This window comes from Rhizobium sp. P2_G9, from assembly GCF_056403475.1.
On sequence record NZ_JBFUFK010000022.1, the window covers coordinates 65866 to 85082 of the forward strand.

Here is a 19217-nt window from a genome sequence, read left to right on the forward strand (position 1 = left end):
GCATGCAGAAGGCACAAATCGCAGTGATCGGCGCCGGGCTGATGGGGCACGGCATCGCCTATCTGTTTGCCGCGGCCGGACATCACGTTCGGGTGCAAGACCCAGAGGAGATCGCACGCGACGCCCTGCCGAAGCGGATAGGTGAGATCGCGGACCTGCTCGGAGATGCGTCCTCGCCGGCATCGCGGATCGAAGCCGGATCGGATATCGCCTGGGCCGTCGCCAATGCCGATCTCGTCGTCGAGGCGGCGCCCGAGAAACTGGCGCTGAAGCAGGAGATATTTTCTCAATTGGAGCGCCACGCGCCGCCCCATGCGATCCTTTGCTCGAACACTTCCGTCATCCCGATCGGTGCGATCTCGGCAAGAATTGCCGACAAATCGCGTGTGCTGGGCACGCATTTCTGGAATCCGCCGCATCTCGTGCCACTGGTCGAGATCGTGCTGATGAGCGAGGCAAACAGGCCGGCCGCACAGGTCGTGGAGACGTTGCTCAGGGAGATCGGCCGACATCCCGTCCTCGTCCATCGCGACATATCCGGCTTTGTCGGCAACCGGTTGCAGCACGCGCTCAAGCGCGAGGCGATCGCCCTGGTCGCCGCTGGCGTCTGCGATGCCGAGACGATCGACGATGTGGTCAAGCTCGGTTTCGGCGCCCGGCTTGCGGTGCTCGGGCCGCTCGAACAATCCGATCTCGTCGGACTCGATCTCACCAAAGCGATCCACGATGTCGTTATTGCAGACCTCGATGTCACGCCGACCACGCATCCCTATCTCGACGCGCTCGTCGCCCAGGGCAAGCTCGGGATGAAATCCGGCGAAGGGTTCCGCCGCTGGACGCCGGAACTGGCGGAAGCGACGCGCGAGCGGCTGCGCCGGTTCCTGGCCGCCGGCACCGCACGGTGAATCGGATACATGAAAGGACAAACTATGCATGTCACGCGCCTATCCGATGCCAAGCCTTATGAGGCGGCCAAACATTTCAACATGACCGGCCTGCGGCTTCAGGGTCATGATGTCTCGCCCAACGAAAACTTCTGGGTAGGCCTGTCGCACTTCCTGCCCGGCGGCGGCGCCGAGAGCTCGGATTCGCCGATCGAGAAAGTCTATGTCGTCGTCAGCGGCGAGGTGACTGTTATCACCGACACGGGAGAGACCACACTGCATGCACTCGATTCCTGCCGGCTGGCAGCCGGAGAACGCCGCGAAATCATCAATCGCAGCAATCTCCCTGCCTCCATGCTGGTCATCATGCCCTATCCGCAAACGAGGACCTGAATGGACACAAACGATCGCATCGTCAGACAGTTCTGCGCTGCCTTCGAGCGGCTGGATGCGGACGAACTCATCGGCTATTTTTCAGCCGATGCCGTCTACCACAACATGCCGATGCAGCCCTTGGTCGGCCATACGGCAATCCGCGCCTTCCTTGCCGATATTCCCAACCAGTTCAGAGGATTGCGCTTCGAGATCGTCAACCAGGTCGCGGCCGGCGATCTCGTCATGAACGAGCGCATCGACTATTTCACCCTTGCCCAAGGCTCGGTCGCTCTTCCCGTTGCCGGGATTTTCCAGCTTCGGGACGGCAAGATCATCGCCTGGCGGGACTATTTCGATCTTGCGACATTGGAGAACAAGCTTTGACCCACGCCTGTCGAACGGGTCAGCCCAAAGCCCACCTGTCCGGAACGCCATGAAACTTGCATCGCTGAAGCACGGTCGCGACGGACGCCTCGTCATCGTCAACAGAGCGCTCGACCGCATGGCGGATGCCACCGATATCGTGCCGACATTACAGGCCGCACTTGACGACTGGTCCGAGCTCGAACCGCTCTTGCGGCAGCGGGCCGAAGCTCTGGAACAAGGTCTCATTCCGAGCTCGCCATTCGATCCGACTGCCTGTGCCGCGCCTATGCCGCGCGCTTATCAATGGCTGGACGCCTCGGCCTATGTGAACCATGTCGACCTTGTCCGACGGGCGCGCGGTGCGGTCATGCCGGACTCCTTCTGGAGCGATCCGCTGATGTATCAGGGCGGTTCCGACTCGTTCCTGGCGGCCCATGAGACAATCCATTTTCCGGACGAAGGCTATGGGATCGATTTCGAAGCCGAGGTCGCCGTGATCATCGGCGATGTGCCCATGGCGCCGGCCCGCGCGGACGCTGCCAGCGCGATACGGCTACTGGTTCTCGTCAACGACGTCTCGCTGCGCCACCTCATTCCCACCGAGATCGGCAAGGGTTTTGGATTTCTGCAGTCAAAACCATCCTCGGCACTCTCCGCAATCGCAGTCACGCCGGATGAACTGGGCAATGCCTGGGACGGGGGACGCCTGCACCTGCCGCTGCTCAGCAGCGTGAACGATATCCCGTTCGGACGGCCGAATGCCGGCATCGATATGACCTTCGACTTCCCGACCTTGATCATGCATGCCGCCCGCACCCGAAGACTTGCAGCGGGCACGATCATCGGCTCAGGGACGGTCTCCAATCGCGGCCATGACGATGGGGTCGGACGGCCGATTTCCGAAGGTGGCGACGGTTATTCCTGCATCGCCGAACAGCGGGTGGTCGAGACCATCCTTTCGGGGGAGCCGAGGACGCCTTTTCTGGGGATTGGCGACCGGATTACCATTGAAATGCGGGATCGGGACGGAAAAAGCGTGTTTGGCTGCATCCGACAGACGGTCGTGGTGGGATAGACCGAAAGCGCATGAATCGGAGCTGCTGGTCGATGGCAGACACCAACGATCTGTCAGGTTCTCATCGTCGGATATTCGTTGGCGCGAAAGACGTGATGATGAACGCGGCCCGTGAACAGCTTCAGCAACTCACCCGTCACATCGCGGCTTTGGAACCGAACGTCCGACTTTAGGGCGCCGTCGACGGCATCCATGTCCGGATAGCGGATGGCGAGCGCCATGGCATATTCCGGTGCGCCTTCATCCCGGTCCATGCCGTCCAGCACCCGCACTTCCTCGGCACCGGGAAATCTGGTCCAAAGCGGGACCAGCTTCTCCTTCACGAAGGTGCGGAACTCCTCCTCCCTGCCTTCATGGATTTTGCCTTCGAACAGTGCATAGCGAATGATCACGACCGGATTCCCGAGTATGAGCTCCCGATCGGCAATCCGAGAACGGAAGCCGTCGGGAAACGGATGAAGAAGAAAGGGCGGGAAGTTGATGAGGAGAGCTCCCCGCCCTGGGAGGAAAGCTTACACGCCCCAGATTTTCTTGTATTCGTCACGATAGCCGTTGTCGGGATCGAATGTATTCTTCGGTCCGCCATCGAACTCGACATTGTCAGACGTGACGACATGCAGTGGCGAGACATAGCCCGACCACTTCTCGCCCGCGATTGCGCGGTTGAGCTCATCCACCAGCTGCCAGCCCTGCAGGTTCAGGGGCTCGGCCACGGTGACCTTCTGGAACTGCTTGGCGCGGATACGCTGATAGGCGCTTTCCGAACCGTCGCCGGCGGCGATGTTGATCGGCGCGCCGTCGCCGGCAATGCCGGCTGCGGAGAGTGACGGTCCCATGAAGTCGAAATAGAGGTCGTTGATCGCCAGCGAATGCGTCCACTTGGCGCCGTATTTCTGCAACAGCGTCGTGGTCAGCTGCGGCATGCGTTGCGAGGTTTCGGCGATCGGGGTGTCGACATATTCGAGCACGGTGCCGCCAAGCTTCTCGATCTCCTGCTTCATCCGGTCGGCCTTGGCGATGGCGATCGCATAGGTCGAGTCGGTGAAGATGATCACGCCGGGCTTGCCGCCGGCATCGACATAGGCATAGTCGGCTGCGGATTTCGACACTTCCATTGCGTCGGTCGTGACATTGGCGAAGACGCCCACATCCGGAACCGGGCCGACGGCGGATGCCGCATGCCAGGAGACCATCGGAATCTTCGCGGCCTTGACTTCATCCATCGATGGTTTCTGCTCAAGGGCATCGAAGCCGTTGATGATGATACCATCCGGCTTGAGCGCCATGGCCTGGCCGAAGGCGGCCGTGCGGCCCTCGATCGCGCCAGCACCATCGAGCACGGTGATCGTCCAGCCAAGGCTCTTGGCCGCTTCCTGGATGCCATTGACCACGCCCAGGATGCCGCCATTCTTCATGTCAGCGGCCAGCACGACAATGTTCTTGCCCTTCTGGCCCTTCGGGCCGGATGTCGGGCCATCCCATTTGTCGACCTTGCTGGCATATTTGGCAACGACGGCCTTGGCATCTGCCATGGCGTCGGCGAGAGCCGGCGTGGCCGCTATCAGCGCCAGCGTGGCAACGCTCGCTTTCAGGAATGTTCTACGATTCATGTTTTCCTCCTCCTTTGGTTTGAACAGTGTGGGCAAAGCACGTCGCAATCTCGGGGATTGGCTCGCAGCGCTCTGCTCGTTGTTTTTGCGCATGTCTTATTCCCGAAACCGGTGACTACTTCCGGAAGACATGCGCTAGGCTGCGTCCTTCTTGGTTTCCGTCGGACGCCGTGTGACCACGCCCTTCTTGCGCTGCGCATAGCCGGCAATGCCGATCGCCACGAGCAAGGTCACGCCATTGAACAGCGGTTCGACAAAGAACGAACCGCCAAATTGCTGGATGCCGGAAATGCCGACCGCGAGAATGATCACGCCGACCAGCGTGCCCCAGACATTGACACGGCCCGGCTTGATCGTCGTCGATCCCAGGAAGGCGCCCACCAGCGCCGGCAGCAGGTATTCAAGGCCGACGCTCGCCTGTCCGATCCGGAGCTTGGAGGCAAGCAGCACGCCCGTCAGCGCCGACAGGAAGCCCGAGGCGATGAAGGCGCCGATGACGAATTTGCGCACCGGAATGCCGTTCAGCGCCGCCGCCTTTGGATTGGCGCCGATGGCGTAAACATACCGCCCGATCGGCAGGTATTCGAGCGCCACATACATGATCGCGGCGATGACGATGACATAGAAACCGGTGATCGGCAGGCCGAAGACCATGGTGCCGTTCAGCGCGTAGAAGCCATCCGGCAGCACGCCCACAACCTGCCGGCCGCCGGTATGCCAGAGCGCCAGCGCATAGAGCACAGTGCCGGTGCCGAGCGTGGCGATGAAGGAGTCGATCTTCGCCACTTCGACCAGCAATCCGTTGAGGAAACCACAGGCGACGCCGAGCGCCAGCACGACCAAAACCGCGATCGGCCAGGGAAAACCGAACATGGTCTGCAGCGAGATCGCCAGGATGTGCCAGAGCACGATGCCATAGCCGATCGTCAGGTCGATGCGCCCGGCCGCCATCGGGATCATCGCCGCAAGCGAGAGCAGGGCGATGATCGCCTTGTTGGAGACGATCGAGCGCAGGTTGAGCAGCGTCGGGAATGTATTGGGCAGCAGGACCGAGAAGATGACGATCAGCGCCAGTGTCAGCAGCACGAGACCATAGACCGGCAGAAGACGAATGATCTTCTGGCCGAAGGACAGGCCCTGCATGTCGCTGCGCGTTGGCTCCAGCGCGGTCGATTGGATGGATTGCATGCGAAAACTCCTCTCAAGCCGCTTCGGATGCCGACGCCGCGGCGATCACGGATTGAACGGTCAGTTCCGGACCGCTCAATTCCCGAACGATGGCGCCACGCGAAAACACCAGCGCGCGATGGCAGATATGGGCGATCTCCTCGAAATCCGTGGAGACGACGATGACCGCAAGCCCGGCTTCGAGCGCCCGTGCGATCAGCCGGTAGATATCGGCCTTGGCGCCGACATCGACGCCGGCGGTGGGATCCTCGGCGATCAGCAGCTTGCGGCTGGTGGCCAGCCAGCGGCCGACGATCACCTTCTGCTGGTTGCCGCCCGACAGCGCTTCGATCGCCAGGTCCGGATCGTTGGGCCTGAGGCCGACGCTTGCGCCGATGGCGCGCGCTTTGTCTGCCTCGCGGCGGGGCGACAGGAAGGAAAACAGGCCACGACCGGATGCCCCGGGATTGATGAAAGTATTCTCGCGGATCGAAAGCGGCATGGCCGCCGATTCCTCGGTGCGGTCGCGGGCAATGAGTCCGACGCCGGAACGCATGGCGGCGCTCGGTGAAGACAGGTCCGGAGCATTTCCTTCCACGGTGACAACGCCGGAAAAATCCTCGCTGCCGAACAAGGCGCGCCCGATCAGTTCATGGCCGGCGCCGCGCAGGCCGACAAGGCCCAGCAACTCGCCGCGGCGGACGTCGAAAGAAATCGGCGCCGTGCCCTGGCATTGCAGCGCCTCAACTTTGACCACCGGTTCGCCTGCCGTGGTGCCGGCGCGGAAGAACAGTTCGGCAGCCGAACGGCCGACGATCATCTCGATCAGTTCCGATGGATTGGTGTCGCGCACCGGCTTCTGGCCGACCAGCTTGCCGTCGCGCAGCACTGCGACCCGGTCGGCGATGCGGAAAATCTCATCGAGACGATGGGAAACATAGATCATGCCGACGCCGCGCTGCTTGAGCGGCCGGATGGCGTCGAAAAGCCGGTCGACTTCATCGGCCGGAAGGCTGGCGGTGGGTTCGTCGAGCACCAATATGTCCGCCTCGACGGCGAGTGCGCGGGCAATAGCAACCAGCGACTTTTCCGTCCGGGTGAGTTGCGAGACGCGGGTCGAGGGATCGAAGTCGCAGCCGACCATTTTCAGCGCCTCGTGCGCCCTCTCCTCGGTCGCGCGCCAATCGATGACGCCGGCGCGCATCGAATAGCCCTGCGCGAGGCCGACATTCTCGCCGACCGTCATCCATTCGATCAGGCCGAGATCCTGATGGATGAAGGCGACGGGCTGGCGTTCGTTCGGCTTCGGCGGCCGATGGTTATAGGCAGCACCCTTGAACAGGATTTCGCCGCCGTCCGGCTTGTAGATGCCGGCCAATGTCTTGATGAGTGTGGATTTGCCGGCGCCGTTCTCGCCCAGCAGCGCCAGGATTTCGCCCTTGCCAAGATCGAGGGACACGGAAGACAGCGCCCGCGTCCCGCCGAAGGTCTTGGTGATGGAACGGAATTCCAGCAATCTTTCCACGCTCACTTCACTCCTCCAGAGCGACGTTGATAAGTCATGTTAGCGATAACACAGAATGCAAGTCAAGAGTAAAAACATGAAGCCCGAAATCTTCGGACTTCGGATCGTCAGCTTGAGGCTGAGGGCATGCCGTCCAGCAGGCGCATCGCCTCGGCGGAATCCCTGGCGCCCAGGCCTGCGGCGCAAAGCAGTCGGTTGATCTCGACCACCTGCGCCGTCATCGGCATCGGCGTCTTGGTCTTCATCGCGAAAGCCTGCAGCGAATCGAGATCCTTCAACATGTTGTCGATGCGGCCGGTTGGCGCATAGTCGCGGGCGGCGAATTTGACCATGAATTCCTGCATGATGCGATTGTCCGCCCGGCCGCCGGCCAGTGCCGCCGGAATGCGGCTCGCATCGACACCCCCGGCTTCGGCGAGCTTGACCGCCTCGGCAACCGCCTGGAACAGCACGCCGCAGAACAGCTGATTGATCAGCTTGACCGTCTGGCCGGCGCCGGACGGTCCCATCAGCGTGTAATTGGCGGCAAGATGCCGCATGACTTCTCGCGCCCGCTCGAAGTGCTCAGGCTTGCCGCCGGCCATGATGGTCAACCGCCCGGCAAGCGCGCCGGGCACGCCACCCGACAGCGGGCAATCGACCCAAACCATGCCGGTTTCGCGCTCCAGCCTGCCGGCCATATCGGCCGTGTCGGCCGGGTCGATCGACGACATGTCGATCAGCAGTTTGTCGGCGGAGGCAGCCGCGGCAACGCCTTCCGCACCGAACACGGCGGCGCGGACGATGTTGGCATGATTGAGGCTGAGGATGCAGAAAGACGATGCCGCCACCGCATCCTTCGCCGTCGCCGACGCGATCGCGCCCTTGGCCTCGAGGGCGGCAACCTTCTGGCGGTCGAGATCGAAGACATGGACGCGATGACCGGTTTCGAGCAGGCGGGTGCAGATGGCACTGCCCATGATGCCGGCGCCGATAACCGCGACCGAAGCCAGATTTTCAGATGCCATAGTCTTCCTCCCCCGGCCTCAGCCGTATAAATTCCGGATCGCCTCCAGCGACTCCGTGATGATTTCCGGCACCGATCCGCTGATGTCAACGGCAACCACACCGCCCTCACCTGTCGGATCCTCAAGCGCGGCGAGCTGCGACTGCAGCAGCGATGCCGGCATGAAATGGCCTTTTCTGGCCGTCAAACGCTGGCCCAGCAGGTCCTCCGTGCCCTTCAGGTAGACGAATGTCAGCCGACCGGCGGCAAAACCGCGCAGCCGGTGGCGATAAATCCGCTTGAGCGCCGAACAGGATACGACCACGCCACGGCCCTCCCCGGCTGCGCCGCCGATCGCCCTGCCGATCAGGTCGAGCCAGGGAAACCGGTCCTCGTCGGTCAGCGGAATGCCGCGCGACATCTTCTCGACATTGGCCGGCGGATGCAGTGCATCGCCTTCGATGAAGCCCATTCCCAGGGCATCCGCTATCCCTTGGCCGACGGAAGTCTTGCCGCAGCCGGAAACGCCCATGATCACATAGGACATGGATTCAGAGACTAGTGGTAATGCCGCCATCGACATAGAGCATGTGTCCATTGACAAATGAAGACGCCTTGCTGGCGAGAAATACCGCAGCGCCGACGAGTTCCTCGACATCGCCCCAACGGCCGGCAGGCGTGCGCTTTTCCAGCCAGGCGGAGAATTCCGGATTGTCGACCAGCGCCTGGTTGAGCGGCGTGCGGAAATAGCCGGGACCGATGCCATTGATCTGCAAGCCATGCTTGGCCCAGTCGGTCGCCATGCCGCGCGTCAGGTTCTTCACCGCGCCCTTAGTGGCAGTATAGGGTGCGATCGACGGACGCGCCAACTCGCTCTGGACCGAGCCGATATTGATGATCTTGCCGCGGCCGCGCCGGATCATGTGCCGCGCCACGGCCTGGCCCGTATAGAAGACGCTGGAAATGTTGGTCCGTAGCAGTTCCTCCCATTTCTCGGCAGGAAAATCCTCGAGCGGCGTGCGGAACTGCATGCCGGCATTGTTGATCAGGATCTCGATCGGCCCGATCTCTGCCTCGACGCGGTCGATATGGGCAGCGACGCCAGGCGTGGTAACGTCGAAGGCGGCGCCAAAGACGTCATATCCCTTGGCTTTCAGCCCCTCCACCGCCTGCTCGACTTTTACCGGATCGCGGCCGTTGATGACGATCCGCGCGCCGTGTGCGGCAAGCCCCTCCGCCAGCGCAAGGCCGATGCCCTGGCTGGAACCGGTCACCAGCGCCAATGCGCCGGCAAGATCGAAAAGCGCCGACATGAATATCCCTCCGAGACCATCGACAGCAGGTGCGCAGCGATTGCTGCACCTCCTCTAAAGCTGTCCTGCCGCCTTGACAACAGGACCAGGAAATATATGTTATCGATAACATATGCAAGCCCTGAACATGGAAATCGAGAGCAGCCGTGGCGAAGCCGGAAATACTGATGACGGGTCCTTATCCGCAATGGGACATGGAGGAACTGGAAAAGACATACGCGGTGCACAAACTCTGGCAGGCCGAAGACCGTGACGCCTTTGTCGCGGAGCGGGCGAAGGCAATTCGCGCCATCGCCACCCGCGGCGAGCTCGGCGCCTCATCCGAGCTGATGCAGAAACTGCCCCGCCTGGAGATCGTCTCCTGCTATGGCGTAGGCACCGATGCCATCGACCTCGCCTATGCCAGGGCGCAGAATATCCGGATCACCAATACGCCTGATGTGCTGACCGGCGATGTCGCCGATATCGGCATCGGTCTTGCGCTGGCGCTCGCACGGCAGATCCCGCAGGCGGATGCCTATGTCCGTTCCGGCAACTGGCCGCAGGCGAATATGGGACTGGTCACGCGCTTCTTCGGCAAGAAGATCGGCATTGCCGGCATGGGCCGGATCGGCCAGGCCGTTGCCCGGCGCGCGGCCGGTTTCGATTGCGATATCCGTTACTTTGCCAGAACGGAGAAGGCTGACGTCACCTGGACTTTCGAGCCTGATCTCATCGAACTGGCGCGCTGGGCCGACTTCCTGATCGTCACGCTTGCCGGCGGCCCGGCCACGCTGGGCCTCGTCGACGGTAATGTGCTCGCAGCACTCGGGCAGGACAGCTACCTCATCAACATCTCCCGCGGCACGACGGTGGACGAAGCGGCGCTGCTTGACGCATTGGAGCGCAAAGCGATTGGCGGCGCAGGCCTGGATGTCTTCCGCAACGAACCAAACATCGATCCCCGCTTCCTCTCCCTCGACAACGTCATCCTGCAGCCGCATCATGGCTCAGGAACCGTGGAAACGCGCAAGGCCATGGGACAATTGGTCCGGGACAATCTTTCAGCACATTTTGCCGGTCTGCCGCTGATCACGCCGGTCGTTTGAGGTTCATCATGAAAGCCATCGTCATTCACGCCGCCAAGGATCTGCGCATCGCGGACCGGCCGGAGGAAACCGCCGGTCCCGGCCAGGTGGAAATCGCCCTTGAAGCGGGCGGCATCTGCGGTTCCGACCTGCATTATTACAATCATGGCGGCTTCGGCGCCGTCCGCGTCAAGGAGCCGATGATCCTTGGGCATGAGGTCGCCGGAAAGATCACGTCGCTCGGCGCAGGCGTCTCCGGGCTCGCGGTCGGCGATCGTGTCGCCATCTCGCCGAGCCGGCCCTGCAATCATTGCCGCTATTGCCTGAAGGGACAGCAGAACCAGTGCCTCAACATGCGATTCTACGGCTCGGCCATGCCGTTCCCGCATATCCAGGGCGCCTTCCGCCAGTCGCTGGTCGCCGAAAGCTGGCAGTGCCACAAGATCGCCGAAGGTGTGTCCATAAACGAGGCCGCGATGGCCGAGCCCTTCGCAGTGACGCTGCATGCCGTCAATCGCGCCGGCGGCCTGCTCGGCAAGCGCGTGCTGGTGACCGGCTGCGGCCCGATAGGGGCGCTGGCGATCATTTCCGCCCGTGCCCATGGCGCACGCGAAATCGTCGCCACGGATGTCATGGACGGTGTTCTTCAGCTCGCAAGCCGCATTGGCGCCGACCGGGTGATCAATGTCGCGGATCATCCCGAGCAATTGCAGGCTTATAATGCCGACAAGGGAACCTTCGACGTGATGTTCGAAGCCTCGGGCAATGAACGCGCCGTGCGATCGGGCCTCGAAGCGCTAGCGCCGCGCGGCGTCCTGGTGCAGCTCGGCCTGGGTGGCGATATCTCGATCCCCCAGAACATGATCGTCGCCAAGGAGATCGAAATCCGCGGGACGTTCCGCTTCCACGAGGAATTCGGCCTGGCCGTCGATCTCATCAACCAGCGGCGCGTGGATCTTTCCCCGCTGCTGACCGGCGTCTACGACCTCAAGGACGCGGTCGAAGCCTTCGAGACCGCCGGTGACCGCAGCCGCTCGATGAAGGTGCAGATCGCTTTTTAAATTCAGACCTCGTCGGCGCCCACGGCCGCGAGCGCGGCACGGGCGACGACGAGGTCCTGCTCGCCCGTACCGGACCCCACTCCGATACCACCTGCGAGTTGGCCCGAAAAGCGGATCGGCAGGCCGCCCGGCAAATTCGTCGCCGTGCCCTTGGTCACGACACCCAGAATGGCGCCAGCTTCGAACGGCAGATTGCCTGACGGCATGTTATGCGACGCGGCGAAACGCGCCTTGCCGGTGGCCGTGTCGATCGACAGATATTTGGCCCCGTCCATGCGGATGCTGGCGAGCAATACGCCGCTGGCATCGACGATGACGATGTTCTGCGGCGCGCCGATCTCCTCTGCCTTAGCGACAGCGGCGGCAACGGCCTTCAATGCTCCCTGATGCGATAGCGCGACAGTCTGGCGAAAATTGCTCATGGGTCTCCGGATGGTTTCAGGCGCTTTCCCTGAGGATCACACGGTAAGGGGTCAGCGTCAGCTCGTCCGCGTGCTTGCGCTCGCCCTGGACCGAGCGCAGGATGCGCTCCGCGGCAAGCCGCCCGATATCGTAGCAGCCGACATTGATCGTGGTGATCCGGGGATGGCATGAGGCGGAGATCTCGTAATCGCCGAAGCCGGCGACCGCAATGTCCTCCGGAACCCGCAATCCACGCCGGCGACATTCCATCAGCGCGCCAAAGGCCGAAAGATCGGAGACGCAGATCACCACCTCGGTGTCCGGCCAGCGCTCGAGCATCGACACGACGGCCTGGCCGCCCTGCTCTGTCGAAATCGGCGGAATGCCGAAGGAGATCACCCTGCCCTGGGGCAGCCCCAGATCCGACAAGGCGCGAAGAAAACCCTCCTTGCGCTGGTTGCCGCGCGTGTCGCGCTCCGTCGTGCCGCCGATATAGCCGAATTTGCGGTAGCCGCGCTCTGTCGCCAGGGTGCGCACGAGCAGCGCCATGGCTTCGGAATTGGAAAAGCCGACCACATGGTCGATGGGATCCGTCGGCAGTTCCCACGTCTCGACGACGGGAATTCCCGCCTTCTGCAACATCCGGCGGGCGCGGTCCGAATGCGTGCCGCCGGTGAGGATCATGCCCTCGGGCCGGCGCCGCAACATGGACTCGACGAGCTTTTCCTCTTTCTCGCTCGAATAATCGGTATAGCCGAGCAGCAATTCCAGGCCGCTTTTCGCCAGCGCATCGGTAATGCCGCGCGCGGTGTCGGAAAAGTTGGAATTGTTGATCGAGGGAATGATGGCGGCAATGAAGCCGGTCCGGCCCGATGCCAGGCTGCCCGCCGACTGGTCGAGCACATAGCCGAGCGCATTGACGGCAGCCTCGATCTTCTCGCGCGTGTCCTTGGAAACCCGGGGGTCCTGCTTGAGCGCACGCGACACGGTCATCGCCGACACGCCGGCATGACGGGCGACGTCAGCCATGGTTGCCTGGCTGGCTGCGTGTTCCCGTCTCTGCCGAGTTTCGTTACGCGGGCGTGTCGTCAATCCGATTGATCTCTCGCGGGCTGTCGTCATAAGAATGAGATGCCATGGACCGTCCCGCATCTCGGCCACCACCCGCCATAAAACACTTGATCTACGGCAAGATGCTGTTATCGATAACATAGATTTTCTTCCAGGGCGAGGCAAGCGAATGTTTGGGGAGATTGAGGGGACCGGCTTCGAGCTATTGGACGAGCGCTTCGGGGCCTGCTTCGTCGGGCATGCCCGGGTCGAGCGGCTGTGGACGGGCGCCCGCTGGCTCGAGGGACCGGCCTGGTTTGCCGCGGGCCGCTATCTCGTATTTTCCGACATTCCCAACAATCGGATGCTGCGCTACGACGACACATCCGGCCACGTCTCCGTCTTCCGCCAGCCGTCGAACAATTCCAACGGCAATACGGTCGACGGGATGGGACGGCTGGTGAGCTGCGAGCACCTGRCGCGCCGCGTCACCCGCACCGGCTTCGACGGCCGCATCGAGGTCATCGCCGACCGCTACCAGGGCAAGCGGCTGAACTCGCCTAATGACGTGGTCGTCAAGTCGGACGGCACGATCTGGTTCACGGACCCCTCCTACGGCATCATGCACGACTATGAAGGCGACTATGGCGAGGAAGAGATCGGCGCCTGCCACGTCTATCGCGTCGATCCTAATGGCAGCGTCACGGCGGTCGCAACGGATTTCGTCAAGCCCAACGGCCTGGCTTTCTCGCCGAAGGAGGATTTCCTCTACGTCGCCGACACCGGTGCCTCGCACATGAGGGGCGGGCCGAAACACATCCGCATACTGCGGGTCAACGCCGACAATTCGCTGCAGCCTGGCGGCGTCTTCGCTGAATGCACCGCCGGCATGTTCGACGGTTTCCGCGTTGACACGAAGGGCCGGCTCTGGACAAGCGCCGCGGACGGCGTGCATTGCTGCGACCCGGACGGAACGCTGATCGGCAAGATCCGCATCCCCGAATTCGTCTCGAACCTGACATTCGGCGGCGAGCGCCTGAACCGCCTGTTCATCACCGGCACGACATCACTTTATGCCGTCTATGTCACGGCGACCGGGATCAGCATCTGAGGGCGCAGGCTCCGCCGCCACGCCAAAAATCCTCAATATCCGAGCGCCGGCGCCAGCTGCTCAATATACCACGCGACGATGTCGCCCGTTCGCTCCAGCGGATTGAGCCCGATATTGCCCTTGGCGAGCATGGCTGACAGCGTGCTTTCCGAACCCGCATGCGGTCCGGACGCGACGACATCCGAAATGACGCCGCACTGTATGGTGCGGATCATCCGCCCCTCGGCATTGTTGCGCGAAACGGCATAGAGATGGGCCGTATCGAGATTGACGATATCGCAGCCTTCGGCGCGAAACCGCTCCAGCATCGCGTCATCCTCGCGATAAATGGCGTCGCCCGTCGCCGCCCGTACCGGGATGATCCGACCGTTTTCCTGCCGCCATAAGCCCAACGCCCGATCCCGCAAGCTATGATCGGCAGCGATCACGCTCTCGTCGGCGTAGTGCCGCGTCGTGCCGTCCGCCGCAAACGCATCCGCCACAAGGTAAAAATCCCCCATGGMCAATCCCTTCGTCCCCAGTCCTCCCGCCAGCCCATAGGCCAGGATCACCTCGATGCCATAGTAAGCGAGCTCTTCCACTGTCGCAGAAGACACCGGCCCGCCATAAACATGCGCCAGCGACAGGACCCGCCGGTCACCATGGGTCAGCAGCCGAACGCTATCCGGCGACACATGGATGAAGTGCTGGTCGTCGACACGTTGGGGCGCATAGCGGTCGAGTGCAGTGGGTGGCGGGCAATAGCCGACCAGGGCGATTTTGACGTCGCCGCCGAAGGTCTCTCGCGGGAAGCGCAGGCCGACAAGGCTTTGCGGGGTGAGATGGGGGTGTTTGGCGTTTGGCATGAAGAACCCATGAAAGTGGTGATCTATGAGACCGGCTGCATTTGCGATGCCTGATGGAATGCATGTTTGCAAGGTTCCAAGGGTCAGAACGCATGCGTGGCACTCGCATCGTCGTGGACTCGCGTGGATTGCCGGATCACCAATTCGGTCGGTAGCGTGATCACCTGCGACGCCGGGTCGATGCCGGCGATCATGGCGACGATGGTGTTGACCGCGGCCCTCGCCATTTGCGAGGTCGGCTGCTTGACGGTGGTCAGCGGCGGGTAGACCTGATGGGCAATGGCAATGTCGTCGAAACCGACCAGCGATATGTCCGCAGGAACGTCCAGCCCTTCGTCCCGGATCGCGGAGAGGGCGCCGACGGCGCTCATGTCGTTTGCGGCAAAAATCGCGGTTGGTGGAACATCCAGCTTCAACAGCTGCTTTGCCGCATTGAAGCCGCCTTGCTGCATGAAATTGCCGTTGACGATCAGTTCGGGATCGGCATCCAGGCCGAACTGCGCCTGCATGTCCCTGAAAGCGCGCTCCCGGTCGCGGGCGGACGCTAGCCGATTGTTGCCGGCAATAAAGCCGATGCGCCGATGGCCGAGCTCGGCAAGGTGCTGAACCGCAAGCCGCGCGCCTTGATAATTGTCCGCCACGACCTCGGGAAAATTTTTGCGCGAGCCTTCGTCGATCGTGACGATCGGCAAGTCGGCGCTCGACAGCGATGCAAGATAGTCCGACTGAAACGGCAGGATAACGATAATCCCGTCGACGAACTGACGCAGGAGATTGACGATGGTCTCGGGCGGCTGGCTGTCGGTGTCGGACAATGAATAGACCAGCATTTCATATTTCGAAGAGCGCAGCGCGCTGCCGATGCCGAGCACAAGATCGCTGGTATAGAGCGTGTGGAGTTGCGCGATCACGCCGATCACATGCGACTTCCCGCCGGAAAGGCGTTGCGCGAAGCGGTTCGCCATATAGCCCATATCCTCGGCGATGCGCATGATCTCGGCCCGCTTCTCCTCCGAGACACCCGGCTGGCCGTTCAGCGCCCGCGACGCCGTCATCACGGATACGCCAGCGATCTTGGCGATTTCCGACAGAGTAGAGCTTTTTCTGTTGTTCGCCACTCGGATGCTTGCCCAGCGCAATGGGTTGGAATTTCGGCTTTCAAACTGGCCTTTGCGACCGCTCACGTCAAGTGTCAACGTTACGCTTGACTCCCCATAACGTTAACGATAACGTTATGTATATCGTGACCTGTCAGTCACGGTTCTGCGGCGATCGCGTCGCTTCTCTGAGGGAGGTTGAAGATGAAATTGATGACCCGTGCGCTCTGCACGCTGGCGATGACTGCCCATGGCGCCATGGCCGGGACGGTCGAAATCGACATGGTGCACGTTCAGTCCAATCCCGGTGAACTGAAGCTCATGGACGAGATGGCAAGCGCCTATGAGGCGTCGCATCCCGACGTGAAGATCAATATCCGCAAATTCGGCCAGGACTATAAGACCATGCTGTCGACGGCGCTGCAGTCGAAGGATGCGCCGGCTGTGATTTACAGCTGGGGCGGCGGCGTTCTGACCGACCAGGTCAATGCCGGCCTGCTACGCCAGATCGACAGCGTGGTTTCCGACGACGGCAAGAGCGCCGTGGGACCAGCGGGCGTCGACGCGTTCAGCCGCGACGGCAAGCTTTACGGCATTGCCCAAAACGTTTCCGAAGTGGTGTTCTGGTACAACAAGGAGCTGTTCGCCAAGGCAGGCGTCGACGTCGCGTCGATGAAGACCTGGGACGGCCTTCTGGCCGGTGTCACGAAGTTGAAAGCTGCCGGGATTACGCCGATTTCGCTCGGCGCAAAAGACAAGTGGACCGCGGCCTTCTATTGGGACTATCTCGCACTTCGCCTGGCGGGCAAGCAGGGGCTCGATGTCGCACGCGCCGGTGCGAGCGATGGCTTCCTCGCTCCGGCTTTCGTCAAAGCCGGCGACGAATTCCTCAAACTGGCGGCACTTGAGCCTTTCCAGAAGGGTTTCGAAGCGGCGGGCTATGCCTCCTCGTCCGGCGTGTTCGGCGACGGAAACGCGGCGATGATCCTCATGGGTGACTGGAACTACCAGGAAGCGAAAACCAATTCGACATCGGGCAAGGGCCTTCCCGATGCCAAATTGGGCTTCTTCGCCTTTCCATCCTTGCCGGACCAGAAGGGCAATTCCACCGACACGCTCGGCGGCATCAATGGCTGGGTGTTCTCGAAGAACGCCCCCGAAGAGGCGGTGAAGTTCATGGCCTGGTACCAGGACGCCGCCAATCTCGAAAAATTCGCCAAGGGTGGCTACTATATCCCGATCAATGTGAAGGCGGCGGAAAGCCTGGAAAATCCGTTCCAGAGACAGATCGCCAAGGACATCGCCGCCTCGACCTATCACGCGATCTTCTTCGACCAGAGCCTTGGCCTCGACGCAGGCAATGCAGTCAACGACGTCTCATCCTCCCTGGCGTCGAAGGCGATGTCTGCCGTGGACGCTGCGGCCGATGTCGAAGATGCGATGGCGACCGACCGCTGATCGCCTGGGCAGCCGCATTCGGTGCGGCTGCCCTCCGCCTGACATACCGGACCCAAAACATGATCACCAGCACCATGCCGACGCCGGCCACGGCCAGGCGCGCAAGCTTTTCCACGAACCGCACAACCGTTGCGGCAATCGTCCTTCTGGCACCGGCCGTGCTGCTGTTCGGCGTATTCGTCGTCCTGCCGATCCTGCAGGCGCTCAGGTTTTCGTTTTACGACTGGAACGGATATGGCGCACCGACGAAGTTTATCGGCATCGACAACTACGTCAAAGTCCTCACCCATCGGCATTTCGCCACCGCGCTCAGGAACACCGTCATCATCGTGCTGGTGTCGCTCATCGTCCAGTTGCCGCTGGCCCTCTGGCTGGCGCTTGCGCTCTACCGCAGCACCTGGTTCACGGCGGTTTTCCGCACCGTGTTCTTCCTGCCCTACATGCTGGCAGAGATCGCCGCCGGGCTGATGTGGAACTTCATCTATGACGGAGATTACGGGCTGGCGCACGCGCTGGGCGCAGCACTTGGCGTCGAACCGAAATTCGTCCTCGCCGATCCGGCCTGGGTCATGCCGGCGATCGCGCTCGTGCTTGTGTGGAAATATTTCGGCTTCCACATGATGATCTATATCGCCGCCCTGCAGGGCATTCCCAACGACATGATCGAAGCGGCGCGGCTCGATGGCGCCAAGCCCTGGCAGATCGTCCGTCACGTCAAGATCCCGATGATCCGGTCCGCGCTCGCCGTCACCGCCTTCTTCGCCATCACCGGTTCGCTGCAGCTTTTCGACCTGATCGTGCCCTTGACCAATGGCGGACCCAACAATGCCAGCCTGACCATCGTTGGCTTCCTCTATCAATTCGGGGTGACACGCATGCGCATCGGCTTCGGCAGCGCGGTCAGCATCGTGCTGTTCATCATCTGCGTCCTGGTGTCGATCATCTACCAGCGCGCCGCGCGGATGACGGAGAACTGACGATGACATCAGCGCAAATGGAAAAACGGCCCGCTGCCATCGGTATCGGACAAGGCATCGGCATCCTGCTCGTGGCTCTCTTCGTTCTCCTGCCGATCTATGTGACGCTGGTCGGAGGTTTCAAGACCATCGGCGAGCTTCGCACCAATCCCTTCGGCCTGCCGCAAAGCTGGAGCCTGGCCAACTTCGCCTCGATCATCGGTGGCGGCCAATTCCCCACAATGCTCGGCAATTCATTGTTCGTCTCCGCGACTACGCTGACGCTGACGGTGCTCCTATCCTCGATGGCTGCCTTTGCCATGGTGCATATGCGGTTCTTCGGCCGGTCACACCTTGCCGCCTTCTTCACGGTTGGGCTGCTGTTTCCGGTCGCCACCGCCATCCTGCCGGTGTTCCTGACGCTGCGCGATGCCGATCTCCTCAATTCACTATGGGGTGTGATCCTGCCGCAGGCCGCTTTCGGCCTGGCCTTCGCCATCCTGCTGTTCCGCAGCTTCTTTGCCGAGCTGCCGCGTGAACTGATCGAGGCGGCACTGATGGACCGGTGCGGCTATCTCGGCATTTACTGGTTCATCGTCATGCCGTTGTCGCTGCCGATCATCGCCACCGTCGGGGTGTTCACCTTCATCACCAGCTGGAACAGCTATCTCCTGCCGCTCGTGGCACTGAGCAGCGAACAGCAATACACTTGGCCGCTGGGCATGCAGCAGTTCCAGGGCGCCTATTCCACCGATTGGCCCAAGCTGCTCGCGCTGCTGACCCTGACGCTGGCGCCGGCGATCGGCTTCTTCCTTCTCGCACAACGTTACATCATTGCCGGCCTCACAGGCGGCGCAGTCAAGGGCTGAG

The 19217-nt window shown here is 62.0% G+C and carries 21 protein-coding genes; 10 read left to right on the forward strand and 11 right to left on the reverse strand.

The features are described from left to right. Nucleotides 1-2 precede the first annotated feature (2 nt). From AC1DYF_RS19290 to AC1DYF_RS19305, 4 genes are read left to right on the forward strand one after another with little or no spacing between them, the layout of a single operon-like run. Complete coding sequence (locus AC1DYF_RS19290) at nt 3-905, forward strand: 3-hydroxyacyl-CoA dehydrogenase family protein (protein WP_477878370.1); 903 nt, start codon at nt 3-5, stop codon at nt 903-905. A gap of 24 nt (nt 906-929) precedes the next feature. Then, complete coding sequence (locus AC1DYF_RS19295; protein WP_477878371.1) at nt 930-1277, forward strand: cupin domain-containing protein; 348 nt, start codon at nt 930-932, stop codon at nt 1275-1277. After that, nucleotides 1278-1643 (forward strand): limonene-1,2-epoxide hydrolase family protein, encoded by a 366-nt coding sequence (locus tag AC1DYF_RS19300; RefSeq protein WP_477878372.1) that lies wholly within the window; start codon nt 1278-1280, stop codon nt 1641-1643. A gap of 49 nt (nt 1644-1692) precedes the next feature. After that, nucleotides 1693-2700 (forward strand): fumarylacetoacetate hydrolase family protein, encoded by a 1008-nt coding sequence (locus tag AC1DYF_RS19305; protein WP_477878373.1) that lies wholly within the window; start codon nt 1693-1695, stop codon nt 2698-2700. A gap of 53 nt (nt 2701-2753) precedes the next feature. Here the strand turns inward: AC1DYF_RS19305 and AC1DYF_RS19310 are convergent, their stop codons facing one another. The 7 genes from AC1DYF_RS19310 to AC1DYF_RS19340 all read right to left on the reverse strand — a co-directional run bounded on the left by AC1DYF_RS19310 (nt 2754) and on the right by AC1DYF_RS19340 (nt 9300). Next, entirely contained in the window at nt 2754-3092 is a 339-nt protein-coding gene (locus AC1DYF_RS19310; protein ID WP_477878374.1) for a hypothetical protein, read from the reverse strand. A gap of 120 nt (nt 3093-3212) precedes the next feature. Then, nucleotides 3213-4310, reverse strand: a complete 1098-nt coding sequence (locus AC1DYF_RS19315; RefSeq protein ID WP_477878375.1) for an ABC transporter substrate-binding protein — start codon at nt 4308-4310, stop codon at nt 3213-3215. Between the two features lie 135 nt (nt 4311-4445). Beyond that, nucleotides 4446-5498, reverse strand: a complete 1053-nt coding sequence (locus tag AC1DYF_RS19320) for an ABC transporter permease (RefSeq protein WP_477878376.1) — start codon at nt 5496-5498, stop codon at nt 4446-4448. Nucleotides 5499-5511: 13 nt separating this feature from the next. Further along, entirely contained in the window at nt 5512-7008 is a 1497-nt protein-coding gene (locus AC1DYF_RS19325) for a sugar ABC transporter ATP-binding protein (RefSeq protein ID WP_477878377.1), read from the reverse strand. A 101-nt stretch (nt 7009-7109) separates the two neighbouring features. Beyond that, on the reverse strand, nt 7110-8009 hold the full coding sequence (locus AC1DYF_RS19330) for an NAD(P)-dependent oxidoreductase (protein WP_477878378.1): 900 nt from the start codon (nt 8007-8009) through the stop codon (nt 7110-7112). An 18-nt stretch (nt 8010-8027) separates the two neighbouring features. Further along, nucleotides 8028-8534 (reverse strand): gluconokinase, encoded by a 507-nt coding sequence (locus AC1DYF_RS19335; protein WP_477878379.1) that lies wholly within the window; start codon nt 8532-8534, stop codon nt 8028-8030. Between the two features lie 4 nt (nt 8535-8538). Next, complete coding sequence (locus AC1DYF_RS19340; protein ID WP_477878380.1) at nt 8539-9300, reverse strand: SDR family oxidoreductase; 762 nt, start codon at nt 9298-9300, stop codon at nt 8539-8541. Between the two features lie 146 nt (nt 9301-9446). Between AC1DYF_RS19340 and AC1DYF_RS19345 the strand changes: the two genes are divergently transcribed. Beyond that, entirely contained in the window at nt 9447-10388 is a 942-nt protein-coding gene (locus AC1DYF_RS19345; RefSeq protein ID WP_477878381.1) for a 2-hydroxyacid dehydrogenase, read from the forward strand. 8 nt (nt 10389-10396) lie between these two features. After that, entirely contained in the window at nt 10397-11428 is a 1032-nt protein-coding gene (locus AC1DYF_RS19350; RefSeq protein ID WP_477878382.1) for an L-idonate 5-dehydrogenase, read from the forward strand. Nucleotides 11429-11430: 2 nt separating this feature from the next. Here the strand turns inward: AC1DYF_RS19350 and AC1DYF_RS19355 are convergent, their stop codons facing one another. Both AC1DYF_RS19355 and AC1DYF_RS19360 read right to left on the reverse strand, forming a co-directional pair. Further along, a complete protein-coding gene (locus tag AC1DYF_RS19355) occupies nt 11431-11850 on the reverse strand; it encodes a GlcG/HbpS family heme-binding protein (protein ID WP_477878383.1) in 420 nt (139 codons plus the stop codon). Nucleotides 11851-11866: 16 nt separating this feature from the next. After that, on the reverse strand, nt 11867-12859 hold the full coding sequence (locus AC1DYF_RS19360) for a LacI family DNA-binding transcriptional regulator (RefSeq protein ID WP_477878384.1): 993 nt from the start codon (nt 12857-12859) through the stop codon (nt 11867-11869). 211 nt (nt 12860-13070) lie between these two features. Here AC1DYF_RS19360 and AC1DYF_RS19365 point away from each other — a divergent pair, with 211 nt between their 5' ends. Next, entirely contained in the window at nt 13071-13991 is a 921-nt protein-coding gene (locus tag AC1DYF_RS19365; RefSeq protein ID WP_477878385.1) for an SMP-30/gluconolactonase/LRE family protein, read from the forward strand. A gap of 32 nt (nt 13992-14023) precedes the next feature. On the opposite strand, the gene AC1DYF_RS19370 is transcribed toward AC1DYF_RS19365, so the two are convergent. Together AC1DYF_RS19370 and AC1DYF_RS19375 are read right to left on the reverse strand one after the other, a co-directional pair. Further along, a complete protein-coding gene (locus AC1DYF_RS19370) occupies nt 14024-14836 on the reverse strand; it encodes a phosphorylase family protein (RefSeq protein ID WP_477878386.1) in 813 nt (270 codons plus the stop codon). An 83-nt stretch (nt 14837-14919) separates the two neighbouring features. Then, nucleotides 14920-15954: a LacI family DNA-binding transcriptional regulator gene (locus AC1DYF_RS19375; RefSeq protein WP_477878387.1), complete on the reverse strand. Its 1035-nt coding sequence runs from the start codon at nt 15952-15954 to the stop codon at nt 14920-14922. 183 nt (nt 15955-16137) lie between these two features. Between AC1DYF_RS19375 and AC1DYF_RS19380 the strand changes: the two genes are divergently transcribed. From AC1DYF_RS19380 to AC1DYF_RS19390, 3 genes are read left to right on the forward strand one after another with little or no spacing between them, the layout of a single operon-like run. Beyond that, complete coding sequence (locus tag AC1DYF_RS19380; RefSeq protein WP_477878388.1) at nt 16138-17391, forward strand: extracellular solute-binding protein; 1254 nt, start codon at nt 16138-16140, stop codon at nt 17389-17391. Nucleotides 17392-17450: 59 nt separating this feature from the next. Then, on the forward strand, nt 17451-18368 hold the full coding sequence (locus AC1DYF_RS19385) for a carbohydrate ABC transporter permease (protein WP_477878389.1): 918 nt from the start codon (nt 17451-17453) through the stop codon (nt 18366-18368). Next, nucleotides 18365-19216 (forward strand): carbohydrate ABC transporter permease, encoded by an 852-nt coding sequence (locus tag AC1DYF_RS19390; RefSeq protein ID WP_477878409.1) that lies wholly within the window; start codon nt 18365-18367, stop codon nt 19214-19216. Before AC1DYF_RS19385 ends, AC1DYF_RS19390 begins: the two co-directional genes overlap by 4 nt. Nucleotide 19217 lies beyond the last annotated feature (1 nt).